The following is a 25,231-nucleotide window of genomic DNA, read 5'->3' on the forward strand; positions in this document are numbered from 1 at the left end:
CTGCCCGAGGACGGTCGATGTCTGCCCGGGAGCGCGGATGCGACCGCCTCCCGGGACATCTTAATCAGATTTCGTCGATACAAGCCCGAGGGTGACGATCCAGTTTGAGCGAGCCTCGCGGGTCACTCATCATCCCCGCCCCGCAACTTGTCCGTGTCCCGCCGCTGCTTCTTGGTGGGGCGCCCGGCCCCGTCGTCGCGCTGGGCGATGGCGGCGTCATAGGGGGATTGCTCGGCCTTGGGCAGAGCCGGCGGGGAGAGGTCTTCGTAGAGCGCCTGCGCTTCGGGCGCCGGACCGCGGCGGGTGCCGCAATCCACGATGCGCCAGACCACGATGCGGCCGTGCAGGCTCATGGTCAGCACGTCGCCCGCCCCGACCTTGTGGTCGGAGCGGGTGGTGCGGTCGGAATTGACCCTGATGGCGCCGGTCTCGATGAGCTTTTGCGCCAGCGTGCGCGACTTGAGGGCGCGCGAAAAGAACAGGAACCTGTCGAGCCTTTCCTTGCGGATGGGTTCGGCCGGTCCTGCCAATGCCTACTCCGCCTTGCGGTCGCGCAAGGCGGCGAGCTTGGCAAAGGGGCTATCCGGATCGAACGCCTTTTCCTTGCGCGGCTCGGGTGCCGGACGCTCGAAGCGGGCGCGCTCGCCCTTCTGGTCGTCCGGGCGGCGATTGTCGTTGCGGCCCTTGGGCCCGGGATTGAGATGGCGGGCCTTGGAGAGATCCTGCACTTCGCCTTCCGGCCGCCGCGGAGCCGGCGGACGATGATGGCGCTCGGGGCGCTTGGCCTGCACCTCACCCTCGGGACGACGGCGATGCTCGTGCCGCTTGTTGTCCGGACGTTTGCCGGCAGGCGACCAGACTTCGTCGAATTCAGGCTCGGCCGGGGCCGCCGGTTCGGCAGGGGTGGTCTCGGCGGTTTCCGGGGTGGCTTCGACAATGGTGGTTGCCGGAATTTCGGCCTCGACCGCTACCGGGGTCTCCATCGCCACGGCTTCCACCGGGGCCGCGTCCACGGCATCGACGGAAGCCGGATTTTCGGCCAGCACCTCTTCCAGAGCCGGCGCGTCGGCAGTCGCTTCGGCCGCCACGGCGGGAGCCGGCGCCTTGGGCGTGCGCTTGACGCGATAGCCGAGCGAATTGAGGATGGAGGCGAAATCCTCGCCCGAGCAGCCCAGCAGCGAAGTCATTTCCACGGTGACGCGGAAACCATTGCCTTCGGCGGCGCCGGCAGGCAGTTCGCCCGCATAGGGACGGCCGGCATCGAGCGCGATCAGCGGGCGGATGATGTCGGCGAGGCGTTCGAGGATATCGACGCGCACGGCGCGCTTGCCGGCCACCTTGAAGCCGGCGATTTCATAAAGCCGTGTATCGACCTCGGGATCGACCACGAAAGAGGTGCGGCCGCTCAGCACGATATGGGGAATGTCGGTGACGCCGGCCTGGCGCACGCCGCCATTCTTCAGGGCAAACAGAATCAGCGCCAGCTCGCGCGGGGCGGGCTTGAGCGACAGCGGCAGATAGATGTGATAGGCGCCAAACTTGATGCCCAGCTTGCGCATCTTGCCGCGCACATCCTGGTCCAGCCCCTTGACCTCATCGGCCACCTGGCTGCGCGGAATGAGCCCGAGATGCTCGAAGAGCTGGAAGCCGATGCCGCGGGCGGCGCCCTCCAGATCGGCCGGCGCTTCCAGCGCCATGACGCTTTCGAGCACCGTGTTGATGTGGTGGCGCAGCCAGAGGCTGAGCCGATCCTGCACGCGCTCGAGATCGGGCCCGGTGAGCGTCTCGTCGGCCAGGATCAGGATGCGAGGGCGGTAAAGCGCATCGCCTTCGATCAGCTCGGCGACGATATCGCCCTTCCAACGCAAGCGACCATCGGTGGCCAGCACGAATTCTTCATTGGGCGCGCCCGCCAGGCGATCGGCGCGATTGTGGATTTCGGGCGCCACCACGGAATCGGCTGCCGCGCGCAGGCCCTTGATGTCGGCGTCGCCGTCATTGCGCGCCAGGGTGAAGCGGAAGCCTTCAAGCGTGCCGATGAGATGGCCTTCCAGCCGCACTTCGCCACGCTCATTGATCTCGGGAGATGCCATACGTTTGTCTTTCAGATGACGCAGCAAAACGCTGGTGCGCCGGTCGACGAAGCGCTGAGTGAGACGCTCATGCAAAGCGTCGCTCAGCCGGTCTTCAATGTCTCGGGTCTTTTCGCGCCAATGTGAAGGGTCTGCAAGCCAGTTTTTGCGGTTCGCAACGAAGGTCCAGGTCCGGATTTGCTTGATCCGGTTGCTCAGCGTATCGATGTCACCGCTGGCATTGTCGCAAAAGCGCACCTGCTCGGCAATCCAGTCCTCGTTGACATGGTGGCGCTTGACTAAATCCGCGTAAATCCGCGTAACGATTTCGCCGTGATTGGCCGGTGAAATGCCCTGATAATCAGGGATCTGGCAACATTCCCAGAGCAGCCGCGCGCCATCGAGCCCGCGCGCCAGCTGCCCCGCCTCGTTGCGCGAAACGAATTCGAGCGCATGCTGGTCGGTGGCGATGGGAACGCGGGTCAGGCTGCGGTGTTCGGGGGCCATTTCGAGGCTGTCGCGCAACGCATCGATGGAAGCGAAATCCAGCCGATTGTTGCGCCATTGCAGCACTTTGACCGGCTCGAAGTCGTGCGTTTCGAGCGCCACCACCATATCCTCGTCAAATCCCTCAGTGCCGCCGGTGACGCCAAAGCTGCCATTGCGGGCATGGCGACCGGCCCGCCCGGCGATCTGGCCAAGCTCGGCAGCGGTCAGCGGCCGGCTGGTATGGCCATCGAACTTGCTGTCATCGGCAAAGGCGACATGGTGGATATCGAGGTTCAGCCCCATGCCGATCGCATCGGTGGCGACGAGAAAATCCACATCGCCATTCTGGTAGAGTTCTACCTGCGCATTGCGGGTGCGGGGACTGAGCGCGCCCATGACCACGGCGGCCCCGCCACGCTCGCGGCGGATCAGCTCGGCAATGGCATAGACCTGCCGCGCCGAGAAGGCGACGATGGCCGAACGGGAAGGCTGGCGCGAGATTTTCTTGCTGCCCGAATAGGTGAGCTGGGAAAAGCGCGGCCGGTCGACGATCTCGGTATGGGGCAGCAGGCGCCGGATCACCGGCGCCATGGTGGCCGCGCCCAGCAGCAGGGTTTCGCTCGTGCCGCGGGCATTGAGAATGCGGTCGGTGAAGACATGGCCGCGATCGAAATCGGTGGCCACCTGGATTTCATCGATCGCCACGCAATCGACGCGGATGTCCGTGGGCATGGCCTCGACGGTGCAGACCCAGTAGCGCGGTTTGGCGGGAACGATGCGCTCCTCGCCCGTCACCAGCGCCACCGCCCCCTCGCCGACGCGCTCGACGCAGCGCTGATAGACCTCGCGCGCCAATAGCCTCAGCGGCAGGCCGATCATCCCGGTGGGATGGGCCAGCATGCGCTCGATGGCAAAATAGGTCTTGCCGGTATTGGTGGGGCCAAGGATCGCCTTGACCGATTGGGGGGGCGCGAAAGTCATTGCCGGCAATGTAGGAGGTCAGCTCGTGGGTTGCGAGGGCCGCCGCGCATTGTCCCAAGAAAGGACAGGCTTGGCGACCTTTTTGTTCCCCCGCTTAATATAAAGAACAGGGTAGGAACGAAACGGCACCGAATCGGCGCAAATCAATGAATCCGGCTTCGTTCTCCACAACGTCTGGGGGTGGTCGCCGGGAAATACCACTAGCCGAAATACAAAGATGCAGAAAAACTGCTGAAAACGCGGCAAAGCGTTCAACTTCGTTGCGAAGTCGTAAATTCGCAGCGCGAATCGGGCATGTGTGAAGGCCCGGTAAATGATTGAATGGCAAAGATTTTTGTCGGATTTATGACGCAGGTGCCGCAAAAGCGGACTGTGGCGCGCGAAAATTGAGGATCGCGATGCTTGACCGTATCGGGATGGGACAGGCAATCCCAACTCGATCGTCACCCTCGGGCTTGACCGAGGGCTCTGCACTTAATGATGTGCCCGGCAAGTATAGTGCCCTCGGGTCAGGCCCGAGGGTGACGGCCGGTGGTTGCGGGTGACGCTGGCGGCATTCCCAAACCGGCACACAATGGCCGGTCCGTCCACGGCTCCGTTCACACCCGAACCAAACCGGGAACGAACGGGGACAGAATCGGGTGAATCGCGCCAATGCCGCTTTGTTCGCCACGACATGTTGGGGGCCAGGCGCGCCACGCCACTAGTGCCGCGACAATTGGGGCCAAATAGCCCCGAACGGCTTTATCTTGGTGACCAAAGGGTAAATTTCGGGTCGTCCCGGCCGAATCTCACCGGAACCTTGCACGAACATTTTCCCGGCACTGGCCAACGTTAACGCCAGCCGGCCCGCGCTGCGCCGCTTTGGCGGAGCAATATTGAGGAAAAAGCCGTTGACCGTCCCGTGGCGGGACAGCGTCTAGAACCGCATCTCGGTCAGCACCATCGACAGATCTCCCATATCGGTGCCCAGCAGCACGCGATAGGGGATGAAATAGCCGGTTTCCCCGAGCGGGGCATACCAGATGACGATGCGGTCGCTGTCGGCCAGATAGTTGGTGATGTCCGAACTGGTGAAATGGCCCGAGACCGGGTCGTAGTCCACCGTGCACAGCACCACCGGCCCCTGATAGCCGGTGCGCGGCGAGGTCGCCTCGTCGTCGCCGGCATAGCTCATGGCGATGTTGAAGCGCTCGACGCCGGTAAAAATCTTAGCCTGGCGCTGGCAGAGGCTCCTGTCGAGGCCATTGCCCTTGAGCACGAAGGCCGAGAGAAAATCGCCCACCCCGGTCAGGTGCCGGCGCTCCAGCGGTACGCGGTCGTAATTGTCGACGATCGGCGGGGTGACCTTGAAGGCGGAGACATCGTGGCCGGCAAAGGACACGTCGACCGTGAAGGTCTCGCCATTGGCGCGGGTTTCGAGATCGAATTCCTCGGCCAGCAGCGAGGAGCCGGAGGAGCGCCCGGTGGAGGTGGCCTTGGCCGTACCGCTGGCGACCAGCGTGCCCAGCCCCGCCACATTGGCCGAAAGATCGAGCGTATAGCGGCTGCCGTTATCCTCGAGATCGACTTTCATGGCCGCGATATTGATGCCGCCCAGCGTCAATATATAGCTTGCTCTCGCATCGACTTCGGCCGCGCCGGCGGGGTGGCTCAGGAACACCGCCAGGGCGGCCAGGGGAACAAGACGGAGCTGGATCAAGGCGGTCGGCTCTCTGCATGGGGCGGACGCGAATCAGCGCCCTGCTCAAAATTGCCTGCGCGATATGGCCCATGCAAGGCACTCGCGGGCGTTTGAGGCCGCTTCACCTTGACGGCGGCAGCCGTTTTCTCTAAAGACGCGCCAGATTTCATAACAATCGAGGCCCGTCGCGGGAATTGCCCGCCACGCAGGACCTTTACACAAATAGGATATCCATCAAATGGCACGTCGCTGTGATCTGACTGGCAAGGGCGTAATGGTTGGCAACAACGTTTCGCACGCCCTCAACCGCACCCGCCGCCGGTTTCTCCCCAACCTGGTCAACGTGACGCTGCTGTCCGACGCGCTCAACCGCGGCATCAAGCTGCGCGTCTCGGCTGCGGCGCTGCGCACGGTCGAGCATCGCGGCGGTCTGGACGCCTTCCTGCTCAAGCAGAGCGACGACACGCTGTCCCCGCTCGCCCAGGGCATCAAGAAGGAAATTCGCGCCGCCCTCGCTGCGTAAGCAGTAGACCGGTTTCAGATTTGACCGCGTGGAGTTCATGCTCCGCGCGGTTTTGTTTTTGGGGGGCTCTTGGTTTGCCACGCCCTCGTGGTTCGAGGCTCGTGAAGAACTCGCACCTCACCATGAGGGCTACTCTTAGGCTCGGGTGCAATCAGTAGTCCTCATGGTGAGGTGCGCCTCTTGGCGCCTCGAACCACGAGGACGTGGCAAACCAAGAGCCCTCGGGTCGAGCCCGAGGGTGACGTTCGGTGGGTGGGGTGATACCTATCCATAATCCTGCGCCCCGGTCTTATGCCGGATCGCGCTCATATAGAGGTGCATTCTGATGCTTGCTCGTTTCCTGGCGGCCGTGGCCGCCATGGTCGTGGTCGTTGCCGCGTCCAATATTCTCGTGCTCTACCCGCTGCAGGCCCAGCTCGGCTCGGTCAACCTGGCCGACCTGCTGACCTGGGGCGCCTTCACCTTCCCCTTCGCCTTCCTCATCACCGACCTGACCAACCGCTATGACGGCCCGCGCAATGCGCGCCGCGTCGTGCTGGTGGGCTTTCTCGTCGGGCTCGGCCTGTCCTTCTATCTGAGCTACAATCCCTTGCCCTGGAATGCTGGTGGCGATCCGGCCACCACGCCACGCATCGCCGTCGCCTCGGCCACCGCCTTCCTTGTCGGGCAATTGCTCGATATCGCCGTGTTCTCGCGGCTGCGGGCCAGCCGGGCCTGGTTCCTGCCGCCGCTGGCGGGTTCGCTGTTCGGCTCGATGATCGATACCACGATCTTCTTCACCGTCGCCTTTGCCCCGGCTCTGGTGGCCGTCGACATGCTGTTCGGCATGGCCGATGGCTCGCTGGGTTTCCCGGCACCATGGCTCGGCATCGGACCGGACGTGCCGCTCTGGACCTCGCTGGCCACGGGCGACTTCATGGTGAAATTCCTCGCGGCGCTGCTGCTGCTGGCGCCCTATCGGGCCCTGATGGGCCGGATCATGCCGCTACCGGCCCTGGGGGCGCGGGCTTAGGGCGCGGACTTCCCCTCTCCCCTTGAGGGAGAGGGAAAAGGAGGCTACTCCGCCAGGGCAAATTCCAGCAGCAGGGTGCGTTGCCAGTCGTTGAAATTGTTGTCCGAGCCGATGAGGATGCGCAACTCGCCATCGGGGGCGGTGTGGACGGCGACCGATTCCATGTTGTCGATACTGCCGCCAGTGGCCGAGAGCAGCAATTCGCCGGCCATCAGATTGTTTGGCCGCACGTCGGCAGCGGGGACGCGGCGCAGGTTCATCACAAAGCTCAGCATGGAGACGCCGCGCTCGAGCACCAGCAGGTCGCCATTGGGCAAAAAGGCGCAATCGGTGGGGTTCACCACCGGGCTGTTCTGGTAGCCGATGGGGCCCTTGTCGTTCTGGCCGAGCAGCCAGCCGCGATGATTGCCCTCCTCGTCCAGCGCCTCTTCGGTCAGCAGCAGGGTGGACCCCGCTATGGGCGAGGCCGGCGGCGCGATGCAGAGCGATTCCAGGCTCTCATTGGTCCGGAGGTCGGTGAGCCAGTCGGGAATGCGCACCTCGCGCGCCGGCCCGCCCGGCCGGCCGTCGACAAGGGCGAAATCGGCAACGCGGGTCAGGTTCTCGAAGCCAACGCGCACCGCCACCGGCACGCCGTCGCGATGGACGGTGTCGAGGCTTTCGGCATCCTTGGCATATTGGCGCGGCAGCAGGTCGCCCTTGGAATTGCGCATCGGCTCGACCCAGGCGCCGATGAAGCCGAAGAGGCGCCCCGCATCGTCATAAGCCAGTTGCCCGGTGACGAAATTGCCGCGGTCGCTGGCAAAGGTCGCCTGCTGGTCCGGCCCGGTCATGGCGAGGCTGGAGAGACCCCCGAAAGTGTCATTCTGGCTGACCAGCGCGATGCCGCCGCGAAAGATCAGACCATCGACCGGCTGATCGACCGTGCTGTCCTTGAACTGGGTGATCGGGCTGGCGCTGACGCTCACCTCGACGGCCATGGCGGGAAAACTCCCCGCCAGCATCGCCGCGACGATGGCGACGCGCCGCAGGGTCATCCCCGTCCCCGCCGCCGCGTCTGCACCGGCATTTCCTCGTCGAACAGGGCGGCCAGTTCGTCCGTCAGCGCCCCGGCCAGTTCCTCGGCATCGAGCAGCGTCACGGCGCGGCGGTAGTAGCGCGTCACGTCATGGCCAATGCCCACGGCGACCAGCTGGATCGGCGAGCGCGTCTCGATATCCTCGATCACCTGCCGCAGATGGGCTTCCAGGTAATTGCCGGCATTGACCGACTGCGTGCTGTCATCGACCGGGGCGCCATCGGAAATCACCATCAGGATGCGGCGGGCTTCCGGCCGGGCCAGCAGGCGTTTGCGCGCCCATTCGAGCGCCTCGCCATCGATATTTTCCTTGAGCAGGCCCTCGCGCATCATCAGGCCGAGATTACGCCTTGCATGGCGCCACGGCTCGTCGGCGGCCTTGTAGATGATGTGGCGAACATCGTTGACGCGGCCCGGATTGGCCGGGCGATTGGCTTCGAGCCAGGCTTCGCGGCTCTTGCCGCCCTTCCAGGCGCGGGTGGTGAAACCCAGGATCTCGACCTTGACGCCGCAGCGCTCCAGCGTGCGCGCGAGAATATCGCCGCAGATGGCCGCGATGGTGATCGGGCGGCCGCGCATCGAGCCGGAATTGTCGATCAGCAGCGTCACCACCGTATCGCGGAAATCGGTGTCGTTCTCGACCTTGAAGGACAAAGCCTGCATCGGATCGGTGACGACACGGGTGAGGCGCGCCGTATCGAGCAGACCCTCTTCGAGGTCGAACTGCCAGCTCCGATTCTGCTTGGCCATCAGGCGCCGCTGCAGCTTGTTGGCCAGCCGCGCCACGGCACCGGCCAGGTTTTCCAGCTGCTTATCGAGCAGGCCACGCAACTGGTCGAGCTCGTCGGGCGGGCACAGCTCGGCCGCCTTGACGATCTCGTCGAATTTGGTGGTGAAGACCTTGTAGTTGAACTGGTTGGAGAGCTGGGTGCCGCCATCCTTGGCGGGCGGTGGCATGGGCGCGTCTTCGCCGGCTTCGGCGGCCGCGTCCTCATCGGTATCGGCCATGTCCGATTCCATGCCCTCGACGTCGCCGGTTTCTTCCGACTCGCCGGCCTGCTCGTCCTGCTGGCTATCCTGGCTGTCGTTCTCGCCTTCGCCCTGTTCGGGCGACTGGTCGGAGCTGTCGCCCTGCTCAGGATCCTGGCTCTCGCCCTCTTCCTCGTCCGAGGCATCGGGATCGTCCAGCTCGCTTTCGGGCACCAGATTGAGGTCACGCAGCAGCGCCTTGGCGGCGCGCGAGAACTCGTCCTGGTTTTCGTAGCGCGTCAGCAGGTCATCGAGCGACTTGCCGCCCTTGTCCTCGATCTCCTTGCGCCACAGATCGACCAAAGCATGGCCCGAAGGCGGCACCGGCACGCCGGCGAGCTTTTCGCGCAGCAGCAGGCCCAGAGCCTCGGCAATCGGCGCATCGCCCTTGTTGTCGACCTCGGCGAAATTGGCGCGGAACAGCCGATCTTCCAGCATTTCGGAAATATTGCCGACCATGCCGGGCATGCGCACGCAGCCCAGAGCTTCGACGCGGGCCTGTTCCAGCGCGTCGAAAGCGGCACGGGCCGTGGGGTCCATCGGCGAGCGCTTGCGATGGGTATCGGGATCGTGGCTGGCCAGCCGCATGGCCATGGCATCGCCCTGCCCGCGGGCAATGGCGATATCGCGGCGGGTCGGCAGGCGCGGCAGATTGGCCAGGCGCGCCTTGTCGGAAGTGAGCAAAGGCCGGTCGGAGGTGAAGGTCACTTCCAGCTCGGGCTTGGCGCCGATGGCGCGCACCGTCGCCCCCATGGCCGATTTGAAGACCTGGGTCTGGTCGGGCTTGTTGGCTTTGCTGCGCGGTGGTTGTGCCATTCTGAATGCTCGTCGTCTGCCTGGCCACCAACATGGCCAACGGCGCCCCCTCCCCTTGAGGGGAGGGCCGGGGAGGGGGTGGGTCAGTAGATCACCGATGGACCCCCACCCCCAACCCCTCCCCTCAAGGGGGAGGGGAGCACGGAGCCCACACTTTCATCCTAAGCCGTGACGGCCAGATTGGCCGAGCTTTCCGGCAAATCTTCGCCGAACACGCGCTGGTAGAACTCGGCCACGACAGGGCGCTCCAACTCATCGCATTTGTTGAGGAAGGTCAGGCGGAAGGCGAAGCCGACATCGCCACCGAAAATCTGGGTGTTTTCGGCCCAGGTGATCACGGTACGCGGCGACATGACGGTACTGAGATCGCCATTGATGAAGGCCGAGCGCGTCAGGTCGGCCAGGCGTACCATATTGGCGATGAGCTTCTTGCCCTTGTCATTCTCGCCATAGGCCTTGTTCTTGGCGAGCACGATGCCGACTTCCTTGTCATGCGGCAGGTAGTTGAGCGTGGTCACCAGGCTCCAGCGGTCCATCTGACCCTGGTTGATCTGCTGGGTGCCGTGATAGAGGCCCGACGTATCGCCCAGCCCGATCGTATTGGTGGTCGAGAACAGCCGGAACGCCGGATGAGGCACGATCACGCGATTCTGGTCGAGCAGGGTCAGCCGGCCCGCGACTTCCAGCACGCGCTGGATCACGAACATCACATCCGGGCGACCGGCATCGTATTCGTCAAACACCAGCGCGACATTGTTCTGCACCGCCCAGGGCAGGATGCCATCGCGGAATTCGGTGATCTGCTTGCCGTCCTTGAGCACGATCGCGTCCTTGCCGACGAGATCGATACGGGAGACATGGCTGTCGAGATTGACGCGGACCAGCGGCCAGTTGAGGCGCGCCGCGACCTGCTCGATATGGGTGGATTTGCCGGTGCCGTGATAGCCCTGCACCATGACGCGGCGATTGAAGGCAAAGCCGGCAAGGATGGCCAGCGTGGTGTTGCGGTCGAACAGGTAATCGGGATCGACCGGCGGCACGTGGCTATTGGCTTCCTTGTAGCCCATCACCTTCATGTCCGTGTCGATACCGAACAGCTCCCGTGCCGAAAATTCGGTGTCGGGCAGATTGGTGTACTCAGTCATGGCATGGCTCTTGGCGGAAGGATTCGAGGCGGGAAGTCGCGGGCTCTATAGCAGCATTGTGACGGGGGCGGTAGGCACCTCTTCACCTCTCCCTCGGGGGAGAGGTCGGCGGCGCAGCCGACGGGTGAGGGGGCCTTTACTGGGTGCGGTGCGCGGGGAAGGCCCCCTCACCCGACCCTTCGGGTCGACCTCTCCCCCAAAAGGGAGAGGTAAGAAAGATCACTTCGCCACGAACCCCGTCTTCTTCAGATGTGAATAGGCCGCAATGATCGTCCGCAGGCGCTCCTCGCTGGCCTTGTCGCCGCCATTGGCGTCGGGGTGATGGATTTTGACCAGCGTCTTATAGGCCCGCTTGATGTCGTCGGACTTGGCCTGCCCGATCAGGCCCAGCGTTTCCAGCGCCCGCCGGTCCTGCTCATGCAGCGGCTTGACGCGTTCGGTCGCCGGCTTCTGCGACTGGCGGTGGCGATATTTGGCGAAAACGCCAAACGGATCGCCGTATCTGTCGCCGGGCCGCAACGCCTCGCGGGCGGCGCGGGCGCCCCGCATATTGGGATTGCCGGTGGCAAAGCTGGAGCGCGATTCCGCCTTGGGCGGAGCGTGCAACGCCTCCTCGAGCTCGTCCTTGTCCATGCCGGCGAAAAAATTGAACGCCGTATTGTAGTGGCGGACATGCTCGAGGCAGAAATGGTGGTACTGGCCTTCGCTGCGGGCGCCCTTGGGCGCGCGATATTCGCCGGCCAGCTCGCACCCTTCCCAGTCGCAGACATGCTCGACCGGCGCCGGTTTTTCTTCCCGGCGCGGCTTGATGCGAATGGTGTCGAAGAGCTTGGAAGTCAGTTTCATTGCGCCTAGTTAAAGCCTGAAAACAACGGAGAACTCGACGCGATGTCCGTAAAAGACACCTTAACCGCCAAGCTCACCAGCAAATTTGCCCCCGCTTTCCTCGATGTGATCGATGAATCGAACAAGCATTTCGGTCATGCCGGCTGGCGGGAAGGTGGTGAAACCCATTTTCGTGTCAGAATCGCGACCCGCCATTTTGACGGGATGAGCCGCGTGGCGCAACACCGCGCCGTCATGGACGTTCTCGACGCCGAACTCAAGGACCGGGTGCATGCCCTGGCCATCGACGTGCTGCCGGTGGATGGGCCCTGGGAGTAGTCCTCTTGCGCCGGCCTCCCCTCGCCCCTTGTGGGAAAGGGTGGAAATCCGCGTTCAACGGAGTTCCGGGTGAGGGGTCTGCGGTTGCCCATGCTTTAATGCTGGCGGGGAGCTCAAAGCCCCCCTCATCCGCCCTTCGGGCACCTTCTCCCACAAGGGGAGAAGGGGATCAGCCCCGCATTTCGTTCAAAAATTCTGCCACCGCCGCGCCGCCCACATTCTTCTCGATGAACGCCTGTCCGATCCCCCGGGTCAAAATAAACGTCAGCGCGCCGCGCTGGACTTTCTTGTCCTGCGCGATGGCTTCCATCAATGTTTCGGTGGAGCCGAGTGTTCCGGGGATATCAGCCAAAGTGGTGGGCAGGCCCGATTTCTTCAAGTGCGCGGCAATGCGGCCGCTGTCCTGGCTCGGCGCCAGCCCCAGCCGCGCCGAGAAGCCATGCGCCAGCACCATGCCGATGGCGACGCCTTCGCCATGCAGCAGGCGGTCGGAATAGCCGGTATCCTTTTCCAGCGCATGCCCGAATGTATGGCCGAGATTGAGCAGGGCGCGGACGCCGAGTTCCTTTTCGTCCTCGATGACGACGCGCGCCTTGTGGGCACAGCAACGGGCAATGGCCTCGCCGCGCGCCGGGCCGCCGGCGAAGATTTCGGGCTGATGCTCTTCGAGCCAGAAAAAGAAATCCTCATCGTCGATGAGGCCATATTTGACGACCTCGGCATAGCCGGAGGCGAACTGGCGCGGGCTCAGCGTATCGAGAGTCGACAGGTCCGCCAGCACCAGCCTGGGCTGGTGGAAGGCGCCGATCAGGTTTTTGCCATGGGGCGAGTTGATGCCCGTCTTGCCGCCGACCGAGCTATCGACCTGCGCCAAAAGCGAGGTCGGCATCTGCACGAAATCCATGCCGCGCCGGGCGATGGACGCGGCGAACCCGGCCAGGTCGCCGATCACGCCACCGCCGAGCGCGATGACGAGGTCGCCGCGTTCGAGCCGAGCAGCGAGAATGCCTTCCACCGCCTGGCCGAGCAGGGTCCAGGACTTGGTGGCCTCCCCCGCTGGCAGCACGATTTCGGTATGGCCGAGCCCCGCCGCATCGAGCGAAGCGGTGAGGCGCGGCAATTGCGCGCGGGCCACGTTGTCATCGGTGATGATGCCATAGCGGCGACCGGGAAAGCGCTCGGCCAGGATTGTCCCCGCATCGTCGAGCAGGCTGTCACCGATCAGAATGTCGTAGGCGCGCTCGCCGAGGGCGACGTGAACTTTGTGGGCGATATCGGCCATATCAATCAGTCCTGGCGCTTGAGAAAGCCGAGCACGGCGTCGATCACGTCGCCGGCCACCACATCCTGCGGCACGTCGCGCGAGACCACGGTGACGTCGGCTTCGGCATAGATGGGATAGCGGTCCTCGATCAGCTTTTCGAGGGTGGCGCGGGGATTGGCGGTCTTGAGCAGCGGGCGGTTGGAGCGGCGCGACACCCGTTCGAACAGGATATCCACCTCGGCCTTGAGCCAGATGGATATGGCCTCGCTCTTGACCAGGGCCCGCGTCTCGGCATTGACGAAAGCGCCGCCGCCGGTGGCCAGCACCACGCCCTGGTCCTTGAGCACGCGGGCGATGACGCGGGTCTCCCCGGCGCGGAATTCGGGCTCGCCGCGCTGCTCGAAAATCTCCGGGATCGTCATCTGTGCCGCCTTCTCGATCTCTTCGTCGCTATCGAGAAACTGGCGGCTGAGCCGGGCCGCGAGACGCCGGCCGACGGTGGTCTTGCCCGCGCCCATCATGCCGACCAGCACCAGCGGCCTGCCGGCCAGGCGCTCGGCAAGATGTTCGGCGCGGGCCTGCCGCGATACCGCGTCGGGTCGGTTCAAAAAAGGCGCTCCCTGATCTTGCCGCTATGAACCTGCCGCCGTTGCGCCTGTCAAGAACTTGCAGTGGGCGGCGCCAGACCGCACTATGCCTACGGAAACGAAACCTTTTGCTGGCAAATTGCGCAAAAGCCGATAGCCGGACTGCCAATGCCCACTCTGATCCGCCTCATCATCGTCCTGCTGTTCCTGGCTGGCCTCGTCTATGCCGGCATGTTCGCGCTGGTCGCCTTCGTCGAGCCGACGCCCAAGGAACAGACCATCCGCATTCCCCAGCGCGACCTGCTTTCGGGTGGCCAGCCGGCACTGCCGGGACAGGCGACCCCGGCGGTCGACGAGCCAGCGGAGCCGGTCCCGTGAGCCACCTGATCGGCGCTTTTCTCGAAATGATGAGCGCCGAGCGCGGCGCGGCAAAAAATACCATCGAAGCCTATCGCCGCGACCTTTCCGACTATGCCGGCTACGTGCTGGGCAGCCAGCAGACCCTGCTGAACGTGGACCGTGACACGGTCAATGCCTTTCTCGACCGGCTCAAGCAGGACGGGCTTTCGTCCGCGTCCTCGGCAAGGCGGCTCTCGGCCATCCGCCAGTTCCACAAATTCCTGTGCGCCGACGGCATGCGCGGGGATGACCCGACGCGGATCGTCCCCAGCCCCAAAAGCCGGCGGCCGCTCCCCAAGGTGCTGTCACTGGCCGAGGTGGACACGCTGCTGACATTGGCCGAAAGCGAGGTCAACAAACCGGCTTCGCCGCAGAAGCAGGCATCCGCCCAGCGCCTCTATGTGCTGCTCGAATTGCTCTATGCCACCGGGCTGCGCGTCAGCGAACTGGTGAGCCTGCGCCGCTCGGCGGTGATGCGCGACGCCAGTTTTCTCACCGTCGTCGGCAAGGGCAGCAAGGAGCGCATCGTACCGGTCAACGACCGGGCGCGCGACGCCATCAAGGCCTATGTCAAGACGCTGGAAAAGGGGGAGGTTTTCCTGTTTCCGGCTTCGGGGGCGGAAGGCTATCTGAGCCGGCAGGTTTTTGCGCGTGATCTCAAGCTCCTGGCCGGACGCGCCGGGATCAGTTCGGCACGCGTGGCGCCGCACGTGCTGCGGCATGCTTTTGCCAGTCACCTGCTGGCCGGCGGTGCCGACCTGCGGGTGGTGCAGATGCTGCTCGGCCATGCCGATATCTCGACCACGCAGATTTATACCCATGTGCTGGACGAGAAACTGCGGACCCTGGTGGAGACCCATCACCCGCTGGCGGAGGGATGACTTTCTTACCTCTTCCTTCGGGGGAGAGGTCGACTTGCGAAGCAAGGCGGGTGAGGGGGCCTTTTCTTGATACTGTGCTCGGGAAAGGCCCCCTCACCAGGCCTGCGGCCGACCTCTCCCCCAAAGGGAGAGGTAAGAGGCTTGACTTGCCATTGCGCCATCGCCACTTTCCGGCCACTTTAGGGCGCAAGAGCAGCGGCCCTTGATCCAGGGTCCGAACAGAGACCCCGAACGGGCAGGTTGATGCAGTCTTATCTCGATTTCGAAAAGCCGGTTGCCGATCTTGAGGGCAAGATCGCCGAGCTCAAGGCCATGGCGGCGACCGACCAGGCCGTGAGCATCGACGAGGAGGTCAACCGGCTCTCCAGCCGCGCCGACGAGGCGCTGGTCGAGATCTACAAGAAACTCACCCCCTGGCAGAAGACGCAGGTGGCGCGCCACCCACAGCGCCCGCATTTTTCCGATTATGTCGGCAAGCTCATCACCGAATGGACGCCGCTGGCCGGCGACCGGAAATATCGCGAGGACGCGGCTTTGCAGGCCGGCTTCGGGCGCTTCAACGGGCAATCGGTGGCTATCCTGGGCCAGGAAAAGGGCAGTTCCACCGAGACCCGCCTCAAGCATAATTTCGGCATGGCCAGCCCCGAAGGCTATCGCAAGGCCGTCCGCATCATGGACATGGCCGATCGCTTCAATATTCCGCTGATCTCGTTCGTCGACACGGCGGGGGCCTATCCCGGCATCGGCGCCGAGGAGCGCGGCCAGGCCGAGGCCATCGCCCGCTCGACAGAGAAGTGTTTGGAGCTGGGCGTGCCCAACATCGCCATCGTCATCGGCGAAGGCGGCTCGGGCGGCGCCATCGCCATCGCCGTGGCCAACCGCGTGCTGATGCTGGAAAACGCCATCTATTCGGTGATTTCGCCGGAAGCGGGCGCCTCGATCCTGTTCCGCGACGCCGCCAAGGCGCAGGACATGGCCACCGCCCAGAAGATCACCGCGCAGGACCTGCTGGGCTTCGGCGTCATCGACGGCATCATCCCCGAACCCGCCGGCGGCGCCCATCGCCATCACGAGGCGATCATGGATTCGACGCGAGGGGCCATCGCCAAATTCCTCACCGACTTCGAGGGCAAGGGGCGGCTTGAAACCCGCGAACACCGCCGCGAGAAGTTCCTCGCCATAGGCTCGGCGCTTTAGGCTCCGTACCTCTCCCTTGGGGGAGAGGTCGACTTGCGAAGCAAGGCGGGTGAGGGGGCCTTCCCCACACGCCGCACCGAGACAAGGCCCCCTCACCCGGCCTACGGCCGACCTCTCCCCCAAAGGGAGAGGTGAAGAGGCCACACGCTTGCGTGATATTCCTCCGCTTCCAGCCGATTTCGCGGCGTGCTAACGCTTCGTTCACCAGCAAAACTCATGCTGCGGTAACCACCGGCCCCTATGGGTCACCGCTTCCTTTCGTCCATTCGGGCTGCCGACCTTGACCGCCATTATGTTTCGCAAAATTTCCGCGGCGCTGATCCTGCTCTGGGTCGCCTTCGGGCTCGTCGCCTGTGGCGGCTTCCTGCCCAAGAGCAGCGACAACCGGCATAACCAGCCGCTCTCGGGCATGACCCAGGCCGGGTTGCGCAATATGGGCTCGTCGCCCGGCGAGGCCATGGTCGTCCGCATCTTCAAGGAGGAAAAGACCCTCGAAGTGTGGAAGCGCACGACGGCCGGCACGTTCAAGCTGTTCAAGACCTACGAGATCTGCGCCTTTTCCGGCGATCTCGGCCCCAAGATCAAGGAAGGCGACCGCCAGAGCCCGGAGGGCTTCTACACCATCACACCCGGCCTGATGAATCCGCGGTCCAACTACTACCTGGCCTTCAATACCGGTTTTCCCAACAAGTTCGACCGCGTCTGGGGCCGCACCGGCAGCGATTTGATGGTGCATGGCGACTGCTCGTCGCGCGGCTGCTACGCCATGACCGACGAGGGCATTGCCGAGATTTATGCGCTGGCCCGCGAGAGCTTCAAGGGCGGCAACCAGAGCTTCCAGCTGCAGATCTTCCCGTTCAAGATGACCGCCGCCAAGCTGGCAAAGCGGGCTTCGAGCCCGCATATCGGCTTCTGGAAGGATATCAAGGAAGGCTACGACCTGTTCGAACTGACCCGGACGCCGCCGGCCTGGGACGTGTGCGAACGGCAATATATCTTCAATGCCGTCGGCGGCGGCGCGCTCAACCCGATGGGCCCCTGCCCGGCCGTGATCCAGAATGCGGCACTGACCCAGCGCCAGCAGGCCGACGACATCGCCTTCGCCGCCGCGGTCGAAAGCGAAGCGCAGAAGGCGGCGCGCCAGGCAGCCGAGGCCGAACGCCAGGCAGCCGCCGAAATCGCGGCCAAGGAACGCGGGGCGGCCATTGGCGGCTTCTTCAGCGGCATCGGCAACATATTCGGCGGCAAGGATGCCGATGTCGTGCCGGTAATGTCGGGCAAGCCGGCGCCCAGGCCGATGCCGAGGTTGCAGCGCTAAAGCATGTCTCCCAAAGTGGTGCGCGCTTTAGACCGATCCACATCCGGTCATTGGCAGGATGATGCAATTGCCATTGCCCCGCACCATATCTGGGCCGCAATCTGCGCCGATCTGGACGCGACAAAGCCAGCAATGGAGACTTCGTTTTGGAAGAGCCAGCATCGGTCGATGTTCAGGGCGAGAAGCGGGACGACCTGCCCCCTGCCCGCCGCCGCCTACCACTCTCCACCATGCTGAGCTTCGCGGTCGGGCTGGTGGGCATTGCCGCGCTGGGCGCCAGCGCCTGGGTCTATAACGAGACGCAGCGCGACATCGTGCGGCTCTCTACCGATATCGCGCAATTGCGCGTCAGCATGGACCTGTTCGGCCGCCAGCAGGGTACGCCTTCGGGCACCGACAGCGCCAGTCTTTCCGACCTCAGCAATCGCCTGTCCATCCTGGAGGAAAGCTGGCGCGGCGCGCCGGCGCCTGCGGCAAGCCTGCCGGCGGTTCCCGCCGCAGCCGCACCCGCCGATGCGGCGGGCGGCGACTGCCTGCCGACAGGAACGCGCTTCATGGTGGCGGCGGGCGACCGCTACCCGGTCTGCGGCACCGGCGCGGTGGTCGAGATCGGCGGGGTGGACGACGGCTTCATCACGCTGGCGGACGGCACGGTGATCGCCCAGGGCGGCAATATCGCCCTGCCCAACAGCGCCTGCATGATCGGCGTGGTGCCCAGCGAGGGCGGCAGCATCAGCGGCTTCGCGGAGATCAGGGTGACCTGCTGAGCCTGTGGCACGCCCTCGTGTGCCTCCGCCAAATGCCTCCCACCCACAATCGCTTCCCCCGGACTTGATCCGGGGTCTCTCGCCGCTTGTGCCGTGTGGAGAGTGACCCGCGGATCAAGTCCGCGGGAAGCGCCGGTGGAAGGGGAGAGCCGGAGGCAAAAACAAAAAAAGGCCCGGATCGCTCCGGGCCTTTTCTATTCATCTGCGATCCTGGCTAGAACGCACCGTGGCAGTGCTTGAACTTCTTGCCTGAGCCGCAAGGGCATGGGGCGTTGCGGGGGACGCCGACCAGCAGCTTGGGATCGATCGGCTTGAGCGAGGGATCGTTGCCGGTGGCGCCCAGCGAGTCGGCGATGGTATCGCCGGCATCGGCGTCGTTCTCGCCGGTCAGCGGATCGATATGAGTTTCGCGGATACGGGTGAGGTCGGGCACCGGCGGGGCCACGGGACGCGGCTGCAGTTCGACATGGCTGAGCTGGGTGGTCACCAGTTCGCGCAGGTTCGCCAGCAGGCCCTGGAACAGCTCATAGGCTTCCTGCTTGTATTCGGTGAGCGGATCGCGCTGGGCGATACCGCGCCAGCCCACCACCTTGGAGAGGTGGTCGAGCGTCACCAGATGCTCGCGCCAGAGGCCATCGATCGACTGCAGCAGGATGGACTTTTCCACCTGGCGCATGATGGTCGGGTTGGCCGAGCCGGCGGCCGCCATATTGGCGATGGTGCGCTCTTCCTTGGCGGCAACCTGAGCATCGGCGGCGGCGATCAGCCGCTCGGTGACGATCTCGGCATCGATGCCTTCCTCGGCAGCCCATTCGGCCACCGGCACGTCGATATTGAGATAGGTCCGGGCGGCGGCGGCGAGTTGCTCGGTATTCCACTGCTCGGGATAGGAGCGCGGCGGAATGGCCTTGCCCACGATATTGTCGACCACGTCGTGACGCATATCGATGACCGTCTCGCTGACATCCTCGGCATCCATCATTTCGATGCGCTGCTCGAAGATCACCTTGCGCTGATCGTTCATCACGTCGTCGTATTTGAGGATGTTCTTGCGGATGTCGAAGTTGCGCGCCTCGACCTTGCCCTGGGCCCGCTCGATGGCCTTGGTGACCCAGGGATGGGTAATGCTCTCGCCCTGCTCCAGCCCCAGCTTGCCCAGCATGGAATCCATGCTGTCGACCGGGAAGATGCGCATCAGATCGTCCTGAAGGCTGAGGAAGAAGGCCGAATGGCCCGGATCGCCCTGGCGGCCGGAACGACCACGCAACTGGTTGTCGATGCGACGGCTCTCGTGGCGCTCGGTGCCGATGACCATGAGCCCGCCCGCAGCCAAGGCTTTGGCCTTGTCGGCGGCGATAGTCTGCTTGATCTCGGCAATCTTGGCCTCGCGCGCTTCCCCTTCGAGACCTTCGGTTTCGCGCTGGATGCGCATTTCGAGATTGCCGCCGAGCTGGATGTCGGTACCACGGCCCGCCATGTTGGTGGCAATGGTGATGGCGCCCGGCAAGCCGGCATCGGCGACGATGAAGGCTTCCTGCTCGTGGTGGCGGGCATTCAGCACATTCATGGTGCCGACATTCTTCTTGCGCAGCAATTCGGCCAGCATTTCCGACTTCTCGATCGAGGTCGTGCCGACCAGCACGGGCTGGCCGCGCTCCTGGCAATCCTTGATCAGGTCGGCAATGGCGTCGAACTTCTCGGCGGCGGTGCGATAGATCGCATCTTCGTCATCGACGCGCGCCACCGGCACATTGGTCGGCACGGTGACCACGTCGAGCTTGTAGATATCGGCAAATTCCTCGGCCTCGGTCGCCGCCGTGCCGGTCATGCCGGCCAGCTTCTTGTAGAGGCGGAAATAGTTCTGGAAGGTGATCGAGGCCAGCGTCTGGTTTTCCGGCTGGATCTTGACGTGTTCCTTGGCTTCCAGCGCCTGATGCAGGCCTTCCGAATAGCGGCGGCCCGGCATCATGCGGCCGGAGAACTCGTCGATGATGACCACTTCATCATTGCGGACGATATAGTCCTTGTCCTTGCGGAACAGCTTGTGCGCCCGCAAGGCCGAATTGGCGTGATGCACCAGCGCGACATTTTCCACGTCGTAGAGCGAACCGGTCTTGAGCAGCCCTTCCTCGGTCAGCCTAGCTTCGAGCTTTTCGATGCCCTCGTCGGTAAACGTGGCGGCGCGCTGCTTTTCATCGAGCTCGAAATCGCCTTCGCCGATGATCGGCATCAGGCTGTCGATGCGGGTATAGAGATCGCTCCGGTCATCGGACGGGCCCGAAATGATCAGCGGCGTGCGCGCCTCGTCGATCAGGATCGAGTCCACCTCATCGACGATCGCGAAGGCATGGCCGCGCTGCACCATCTGGGCACGCGTATATTTCATGTTGTCGCGCAGGTAGTCGAAGCCGAATTCGTTATTGGTGCCGTAGGTGATGTCCGCAGCATAGGCCGCCTTGCGCTCGGCATCGGTCAGGCCATGCACGATGATGCCATAGGAAAGACCGAGGAAATTGTAGATCTGGCCCATCCAGGCGGCGTCGCGGCGAGCCAGGTAATCGTTGACCGTAACGACATGCACGCCCTTGCCGGTCAGCGCATTGAGATAGACCGCGAGCGTCGCCACCAGCGTCTTGCCCTCGCCGGTGCGCATCTCGGCGATGGAGCGGTCGTTGAGCACCATGCCGCCGATGAGCTGCACGTCGAAATGGCGCATGCCGAGCACGCGCCTGGATGCTTCGCGCACCGTGGCGAAGGCCGGCACGATCAAATCGTCGAGATCGGCCCCTTTTTCGAGCTGCGCCTTGAACTCGGCCGTCCGGGCGCGCAGTTCGTCGTCGCTGAGCTTTTCCATCTGCGGCTCAAGCGCATTGATGGCGCTGACCTTGCCCTGGAACCGCTTGACGTGGCGGTCGGACGGAGACCCGAATATCCGCCGGGCGAGCGAGGCAAGTGCCATATGTCAGGTCCTTTTATGACTCATCGTCGTGCGGCGGGGGAGGGGCGGAATTGGACCGGGCGGTCCCGTCGACGCGATGAGAAAGCCTTTCCGGCTTTGGATTTCCGTTATCCCGCCATACGGCGGAAAAAGCGGGGCAGATGTAAGAGCGGGCCCCTCTATTGTCAACGCCGCCGAAATGGGCGACACCTCCTGACCCATGCCGGAAACCCCGGCAGAAACGGGATTTTCGGCGATTGGTTGCTCACACGGCGCGACGCGGCACATTTTGGCCCGGTTGACGTGTGACGGCAGGCCGGAAACATCGTACCGGGCCAACCGGGGCGAGCCATTGCCGACCACAACGAGCCAGACGCGAGCACAGGAAGCGCCGGCCAAGGAGATCTATCCGATGAATTTTTCCCTTTCGCGCCTTGCCCGTACTGCAAGCGTCGTGGCGCTCATGCTGGCCGCCGGCGCCCTGGCCCCGGCCTTCGCGCAGGATGCGGCGCCTGCGGCTGCGGCACCCGCCGCGGCAGCGCCCGTCTCGCCCGATACGGTTGTCGCCACGGTCGGCGGCGAGGCGATCACCGAGGCCGATCTGAGCTTTGCCGCCGAGGACCTGACCCAGGAATTGCAGCAGATGCCTCCCGAACAGCGCAAGCCGTTCCTGCTGCGCGTGCTGATCGACATGAAGGTGATGGCCCAGGCCGGTCGCGATGCCGGCATGGCCGAGACGCCCTTGTTCCAGCAGCGCCTGAAATATCTGGAAGAACGCTCGCTGCGCCGCGCCTTCTTCGCCGAGACCATCGCCAATGCGGTGACCGAGCAAGCGGTGCGCGCCGACTATGACAAGTTCGTCGCCGATTTCGTGCCGGCAGATGAAATCCGCGCCAGCCACATCCTGGTGGCCGACGAAGCCGAAGCCAATGCCATCAAGGCCGAACTCGATGGCGGTGCCGACTTCGCCACCATCGCCAAGGAAAAGTCGATCGATCCCGGCGCGGCCAATGGCGGCGACCTGGGCTTTTTCGGCAAGGGCATGATGGTCGCCCCGTTCGAGGCGGCCGCTTTCGCGCTGACCGATATCGGCCAGATTTCGGCGCCGGTGCAGTCCCAGTTCGGTTGGCACATCATCAAGCTGGAAGAAAAGCGCCAGTCCACCCCGCCCGCCTTTGAGCAGGTCGCCGGCCAGCTCCAGCAGCAATTGCTGATGACCACCTTCGACGACACCGTGGCCAGGCTGATGGATGGCGTGGAGATCGACATCCCCGACGCGGCGCTCAAGGCCGCCGTGGATGCCCAGACCGAGACCGAAGCTGGGGCGCAGTAGAGAACTTCACCTCTCCCTTCGAGGGGAGAGGTCGACCCTCTTGGGGTCGGGTGAGGGGGCCTCCCCCACCGCACCAAGAAAAGGCCCCCTCACCCGGCGCTGCGCGCTTACCTCTCCCCCAAGGGAGGGGTAAGCAGCCCCCGCACCATCTGCCGGGCCACTTGCCGCAACTGGGCCGGGTCGCGTTCGATCCGCCCGGTCAGCAGGCGCTGCCAGATGAAGCCGGCCAGAATATCGGCGCAGAGACCCACATCGACATCCTTGGCCAGTTCGCCCCTGTCGATGCCACGCCGGAAGATTTGTCCGCTCTGGATGCGCCGCTCGGCCGCATAATCGGCCAGCGACGCGGCGGCGGCCTGGTCGCGCTGCGCTTCGGCAATGACGAAGCGGAACACCTGGCCCGCCCCGGTATCGCCCCAATGGGCGAAGACGCCGGTCAGGAAAGCGAACACATCGCCTTCGACGCTCCCGGTATCCATATGCACATTGGCCGGCTTCTGCCGGTGATACACATCGAGCAACAGCGCCGTCTTGCCGGGCCACCACTTGTAGATGGTCGGCTTGCCGGCGCGGGCACGCTTGGCCACCGCCTCGATGGAAAAACCGGCAATGCCCTGCTCGGCCATGATGGCTTCGGCGGCCTCGAGGATAGCCTCTTCAGTCTCCGGATTGCGGCGCGCGCCGATGGACCGGCGGCGATCGTCGATATCGTCTGTCAGCTCGCTCATGGCGCCCAATATGGGGCAAAAAGAATCCGAAGCAAAGCACTTGAACGAAACGTGCCGTTCCGTTACATAACGAAACGTACCGTTTCAATAGGAGCTGCAAATGCAACCCTCTTTTGCTTCCAAGCTGCGCATGGCGCTGGTGATGACCCTGGCGGTCTATCCAGTGGTGACGCTCTATCTCTATGTGCTGATGCCGCTGACCCCCGGCTGGGAAATGTGGCAGCGCAGCCTGGTGCTCGTGCCCGTCATGGCCAGCACCATCGTCCTGCTGATCGTGCCGTTTATCGGCAAGCATTTCGGCGGGTTTATCGCCGGCAGGAAGGCGGCGGCGTAGTGCCAAGAGTGGAGCCTCCCCCTCGCTCCTTGTGGGAGAGGGGGGCAATTTCCTCGTCCAGAGGAAATTGCGGGTGTGGGGTTCCCGCGCCCGCCCATGCACCGATGCCAGTGGATGGCCCTGCGCCCCCTCATCCGCCCTTCGGGCAGCTTATCCCACGAGGGGAGAAGGGGACTCCGCGGACCTGGCTGGTTCGACGTCTTGCGAATGCCGCACGTTTCGGGCACACCCTTGCGACTTCGCAGAGGACTTTGCCATGGCTGCCCATCCGGTTTCCCCGCTCGCTCCCAAATCCTATCCCGACCTGCCCGCCATTGCGGGAGTGCGGTTTGCCACGGCGGAAGCCGGCATCAAGTACAAGGGCCGGACCGATGTGCTGCTGATGGCCTTTGACGAGGGCACCACGGCCGCCGGCGTGCTGACCAGGTCCAAATGCTCCTCGGCCGCGGTCGACTGGTGCAAGGCCAACCTGCCCGGTGGCGTGGCACGCGGGCTGGTGGTCAATTCGGGCAATGCCAATGCCTTTACCGGCAGCAAGGGCAAGCAGAGCGTGGAACTGACCGCCGACTATGCGGCCAAGGCGCTGGGCTGCCAGCCCGGCGAAGTGTTCCTCGCCTCGACCGGCGTCATCGGCGAACCGCTCGATGCGTCCAAATTTGCCGGCGTGCTTGACACCATGGCCGGCCAGATGGGCGATGCGCCATGGATGGACCCGGCCAGGGCCATCATGACCACGGACACTTTCCCCAAGCTGGCGGGCGCCGTGCTCGATATCGACGGGGTGGAGGTCAGGATCAACGGCATCGCCAAGGGCAGCGGCATGATCGCCCCCGACATGGCCACCATGCTGAGCTTCGTCGTGACCGACATGCCCGTGGCCGCGCCGGTGTTGCAGGCGTTATTGGCCAAACATGTGCAGACCAGTTTCAACGCCATTACCGTCGATAGCGACACCTCCACTTCGGACACGCTGCTGGCCTTCGCCACCGGCAAGGCCGGGGTAGAACCCATTGCCAGCCTCGACGATCCGCGCGCCGAAGTGTTTGGCGAGGCCCTGCGCGATGTGCTGTTCGACCTTGCCATCCAGGTGGTGCGCGATGGCGAAGGCGCCACCAAGCAGGTGTCCATTCATGTCGAGGGCGCCACGTCCGACGCTTCGGCCTTCCGCATCGCCAAGTCGATCGCCGACTCGCCGCTGGTCAAGACCGCCATTGCCGGCGAGGACGCCAATTGGGGCCGCGTGGTGATGGCAGTGGGCAAGGCCGGCGAACCCGCCGACCGCGACAGGCTGGCCATCCGCTTCGGCGACCTGCTGGTGGCCAAGGACGGTGAACGCGCACCGATCTACGACGAGGCCGCCACCTCGGCCTATATGAAGGGCGAAGACCTGGAACTGACCGTGAGCCTCGGGCTCGGGGACGGCCGCGCCACGGTCTATACCTGCGACCTGACGCACGGCTACATCACCATCAATGGCGACTACCGGAGCTGA

The 25,231-nt window shown here is 64.3% G+C and carries 22 protein-coding genes; 11 read left to right on the forward strand and 11 right to left on the reverse strand.

All coding sequences use genetic code 11. The features are described from left to right. Positions 1-122 precede the first annotated feature (122 nt). From ASD80_RS11160 to ASD80_RS11170, 3 genes are all read right to left on the reverse strand, one after another. Positions 123-530, reverse strand: coding sequence for an RNA-binding S4 domain-containing protein (locus ASD80_RS11160; protein ID WP_056232781.1), 408 nt, complete (start codon positions 528-530; stop codon positions 123-125). Positions 531-533: 3 nt separating this feature from the next. Beyond that, positions 534-3,542, reverse strand: coding sequence for a helicase-related protein (locus tag ASD80_RS11165; protein ID WP_056232783.1), 3,009 nt, complete (start codon positions 3,540-3,542; stop codon positions 534-536). Positions 3,543-4,461: 919 nt separating this feature from the next. Next, positions 4,462-5,244: a DUF3108 domain-containing protein gene (locus tag ASD80_RS11170; protein ID WP_056232786.1), complete on the reverse strand. Its 783-nt coding sequence runs from the start codon at positions 5,242-5,244 to the stop codon at positions 4,462-4,464. Between the two features lie 220 nt (positions 5,245-5,464). On the opposite strand from ASD80_RS11170, the gene rpmB reads away from it, so the two are divergent. Further along, positions 5,465-5,749 carry a 50S ribosomal protein L28 gene (gene rpmB / locus ASD80_RS11175; RefSeq protein WP_056232788.1) on the forward strand — a complete coding sequence of 95 codons (285 nt, stop codon included), beginning with the start codon at positions 5,465-5,467 and terminating at the stop codon, positions 5,747-5,749. A 325-nt stretch (positions 5,750-6,074) separates the two neighbouring features. Beyond that, positions 6,075-6,761, forward strand: coding sequence for a queuosine precursor transporter (locus ASD80_RS11180; RefSeq protein ID WP_056232791.1), 687 nt, complete (start codon positions 6,075-6,077; stop codon positions 6,759-6,761). A 44-nt stretch (positions 6,762-6,805) separates the two neighbouring features. On the opposite strand, the gene ASD80_RS11185 is transcribed toward ASD80_RS11180, so the two are convergent. The 4 genes from ASD80_RS11185 to ASD80_RS11200 form a co-directional block, all read right to left on the reverse strand. Beyond that, positions 6,806-7,798 (reverse strand): esterase-like activity of phytase family protein, encoded by a 993-nt coding sequence (locus tag ASD80_RS11185; protein ID WP_056232793.1) that lies wholly within the window; start codon positions 7,796-7,798, stop codon positions 6,806-6,808. Beyond that, positions 7,795-9,684, reverse strand: a complete 1,890-nt coding sequence (cobT, locus tag ASD80_RS11190; protein WP_056232795.1) for a cobaltochelatase subunit CobT — start codon at positions 9,682-9,684, stop codon at positions 7,795-7,797. The genes ASD80_RS11185 and cobT overlap by 4 nt, the downstream gene beginning before the upstream one ends. 161 nt (positions 9,685-9,845) lie before the next feature. Then, positions 9,846-10,829 (reverse strand): cobaltochelatase subunit CobS, encoded by a 984-nt coding sequence (gene cobS, locus ASD80_RS11195; RefSeq protein WP_056232797.1) that lies wholly within the window; start codon positions 10,827-10,829, stop codon positions 9,846-9,848. Between the two features lie 219 nt (positions 10,830-11,048). Next, entirely contained in the window at positions 11,049-11,675 is a 627-nt protein-coding gene (locus tag ASD80_RS11200; protein WP_056232800.1) for a J domain-containing protein, read from the reverse strand. A gap of 42 nt (positions 11,676-11,717) precedes the next feature. Between ASD80_RS11200 and ASD80_RS11205 the strand changes: the two genes are divergently transcribed. Then, the gene (locus ASD80_RS11205) at positions 11,718-11,993 is read left to right on the forward strand and encodes a BolA family protein (protein WP_056232802.1); all 276 of its coding nucleotides are present in this window, start codon (positions 11,718-11,720) and stop codon (positions 11,991-11,993) included. 169 nt (positions 11,994-12,162) lie between these two features. Here ASD80_RS11205 and aroB read toward each other — a convergent pair whose 3' ends face one another. Then, the gene (gene aroB, locus ASD80_RS11210) at positions 12,163-13,275 is read right to left on the reverse strand and encodes a 3-dehydroquinate synthase (RefSeq protein ID WP_056232804.1); all 1,113 of its coding nucleotides are present in this window, start codon (positions 13,273-13,275) and stop codon (positions 12,163-12,165) included. A gap of 5 nt (positions 13,276-13,280) precedes the next feature. Continuing rightward, positions 13,281-13,865 (reverse strand): shikimate kinase, encoded by a 585-nt coding sequence (locus ASD80_RS11215; protein WP_056232805.1) that lies wholly within the window; start codon positions 13,863-13,865, stop codon positions 13,281-13,283. 147 nt (positions 13,866-14,012) lie between these two features. On the opposite strand from ASD80_RS11215, the gene ASD80_RS11220 reads away from it, so the two are divergent. From ASD80_RS11220 to ASD80_RS11240, 5 genes are all read left to right on the forward strand, one after another. Then, the gene (locus ASD80_RS11220; RefSeq protein WP_056232807.1) at positions 14,013-14,222 is read left to right on the forward strand and encodes a hypothetical protein; all 210 of its coding nucleotides are present in this window, start codon (positions 14,013-14,015) and stop codon (positions 14,220-14,222) included. Continuing rightward, on the forward strand, positions 14,219-15,124 hold the full coding sequence (locus ASD80_RS11225; RefSeq protein WP_274532320.1) for a site-specific tyrosine recombinase XerD: 906 nt from the start codon (positions 14,219-14,221) through the stop codon (positions 15,122-15,124). The genes ASD80_RS11220 and ASD80_RS11225 overlap by 4 nt, the downstream gene beginning before the upstream one ends. A gap of 243 nt (positions 15,125-15,367) precedes the next feature. After that, positions 15,368-16,321 carry an acetyl-CoA carboxylase carboxyltransferase subunit alpha gene (locus ASD80_RS11230; protein ID WP_056232810.1) on the forward strand — a complete coding sequence of 318 codons (954 nt, stop codon included), beginning with the start codon at positions 15,368-15,370 and terminating at the stop codon, positions 16,319-16,321. Between the two features lie 292 nt (positions 16,322-16,613). After that, on the forward strand, positions 16,614-17,639 hold the full coding sequence (locus ASD80_RS19245; protein WP_200950300.1) for a L,D-transpeptidase family protein: 1,026 nt from the start codon (positions 16,614-16,616) through the stop codon (positions 17,637-17,639). 146 nt (positions 17,640-17,785) lie between these two features. Beyond that, positions 17,786-18,406, forward strand: a complete 621-nt coding sequence (locus ASD80_RS11240; protein ID WP_056232812.1) for a hypothetical protein — start codon at positions 17,786-17,788, stop codon at positions 18,404-18,406. Positions 18,407-18,620: 214 nt separating this feature from the next. Here the strand turns inward: ASD80_RS11240 and secA are convergent, their stop codons facing one another. Next, entirely contained in the window at positions 18,621-21,365 is a 2,745-nt protein-coding gene (gene secA / locus ASD80_RS11245) for a preprotein translocase subunit SecA (RefSeq protein WP_056232814.1), read from the reverse strand. Positions 21,366-21,756: 391 nt separating this feature from the next. Here secA and ASD80_RS11250 point away from each other — a divergent pair, with 391 nt between their 5' ends. Continuing rightward, positions 21,757-22,677: a peptidylprolyl isomerase gene (locus tag ASD80_RS11250; RefSeq protein ID WP_244488987.1), complete on the forward strand. Its 921-nt coding sequence runs from the start codon at positions 21,757-21,759 to the stop codon at positions 22,675-22,677. Between the two features lie 107 nt (positions 22,678-22,784). Here ASD80_RS11250 and ASD80_RS11255 read toward each other — a convergent pair whose 3' ends face one another. Continuing rightward, entirely contained in the window at positions 22,785-23,405 is a 621-nt protein-coding gene (locus ASD80_RS11255) for a TetR/AcrR family transcriptional regulator (protein WP_320410356.1), read from the reverse strand. Between the two features lie 100 nt (positions 23,406-23,505). Between ASD80_RS11255 and ASD80_RS11260 the strand changes: the two genes are divergently transcribed. Both ASD80_RS11260 and argJ read left to right on the forward strand, forming a co-directional pair. Next, on the forward strand, positions 23,506-23,739 hold the full coding sequence (locus ASD80_RS11260) for a hypothetical protein (protein WP_056232816.1): 234 nt from the start codon (positions 23,506-23,508) through the stop codon (positions 23,737-23,739). 256 nt (positions 23,740-23,995) lie between these two features. Further along, positions 23,996-25,231, forward strand: coding sequence for a bifunctional glutamate N-acetyltransferase/amino-acid acetyltransferase ArgJ (gene argJ, locus ASD80_RS11265; RefSeq protein ID WP_056232819.1), 1,236 nt, complete (start codon positions 23,996-23,998; stop codon positions 25,229-25,231).

The sequence above is a fragment of the Devosia sp. Root635 genome, assembly GCF_001427605.1.
Lineage (GTDB): Bacteria > Pseudomonadota > Alphaproteobacteria > Rhizobiales > Devosiaceae > Devosia.

Bases quoted from the DNA above. Each gene is read 5' to 3' on its own strand.
- cobS (WP_056232797.1), bottom strand. From the start codon at position 10,829: ATGACTGAGTACACCAATCTGCCCGACACCGAATTTTCGGCACGGGAG.
- ASD80_RS11205 (WP_056232802.1), top strand. From the start codon at position 11,718: ATGTCCGTAAAAGACACCTTAACCGCCAAGCTCACCAGCAAATTTGCC.
- rpmB (WP_056232788.1), top strand. From the start codon at position 5,465: ATGGCACGTCGCTGTGATCTGACTGGCAAGGGCGTAATGGTTGGCAAC.
- argJ (WP_056232819.1), top strand. From the start codon at position 23,996: ATGGCTGCCCATCCGGTTTCCCCGCTCGCTCCCAAATCCTATCCCGAC.
- ASD80_RS11180 (WP_056232791.1), top strand. From the start codon at position 6,075: ATGCTTGCTCGTTTCCTGGCGGCCGTGGCCGCCATGGTCGTGGTCGTT.
- ASD80_RS11200 (WP_056232800.1), bottom strand. From the start codon at position 11,675: ATGAAACTGACTTCCAAGCTCTTCGACACCATTCGCATCAAGCCGCGC.
- ASD80_RS11220 (WP_056232807.1), top strand. From the start codon at position 14,013: ATGCCCACTCTGATCCGCCTCATCATCGTCCTGCTGTTCCTGGCTGGC.
- cobT (WP_056232795.1), bottom strand. From the start codon at position 9,684: ATGGCACAACCACCGCGCAGCAAAGCCAACAAGCCCGACCAGACCCAG.
- ASD80_RS11185 (WP_056232793.1), bottom strand. From the start codon at position 7,798: ATGACCCTGCGGCGCGTCGCCATCGTCGCGGCGATGCTGGCGGGGAGT.
- ASD80_RS11250 (WP_244488987.1), top strand. From the start codon at position 21,757: ATGAATTTTTCCCTTTCGCGCCTTGCCCGTACTGCAAGCGTCGTGGCG.
- aroB (WP_056232804.1), bottom strand. From the start codon at position 13,275: ATGGCCGATATCGCCCACAAAGTTCACGTCGCCCTCGGCGAGCGCGCC.
- ASD80_RS11230 (WP_056232810.1), top strand. From the start codon at position 15,368: ATGCAGTCTTATCTCGATTTCGAAAAGCCGGTTGCCGATCTTGAGGGC.
- ASD80_RS19245 (WP_200950300.1), top strand. From the start codon at position 16,614: ATGTTTCGCAAAATTTCCGCGGCGCTGATCCTGCTCTGGGTCGCCTTC.
- ASD80_RS11260 (WP_056232816.1), top strand. From the start codon at position 23,506: ATGCAACCCTCTTTTGCTTCCAAGCTGCGCATGGCGCTGGTGATGACC.
- ASD80_RS11255 (WP_320410356.1), bottom strand. From the start codon at position 23,405: ATGAGCGAGCTGACAGACGATATCGACGATCGCCGCCGGTCCATCGGC.
- ASD80_RS11165 (WP_056232783.1), bottom strand. From the start codon at position 3,542: ATGACTTTCGCGCCCCCCCAATCGGTCAAGGCGATCCTTGGCCCCACC.
- secA (WP_056232814.1), bottom strand. From the start codon at position 21,365: ATGGCACTTGCCTCGCTCGCCCGGCGGATATTCGGGTCTCCGTCCGAC.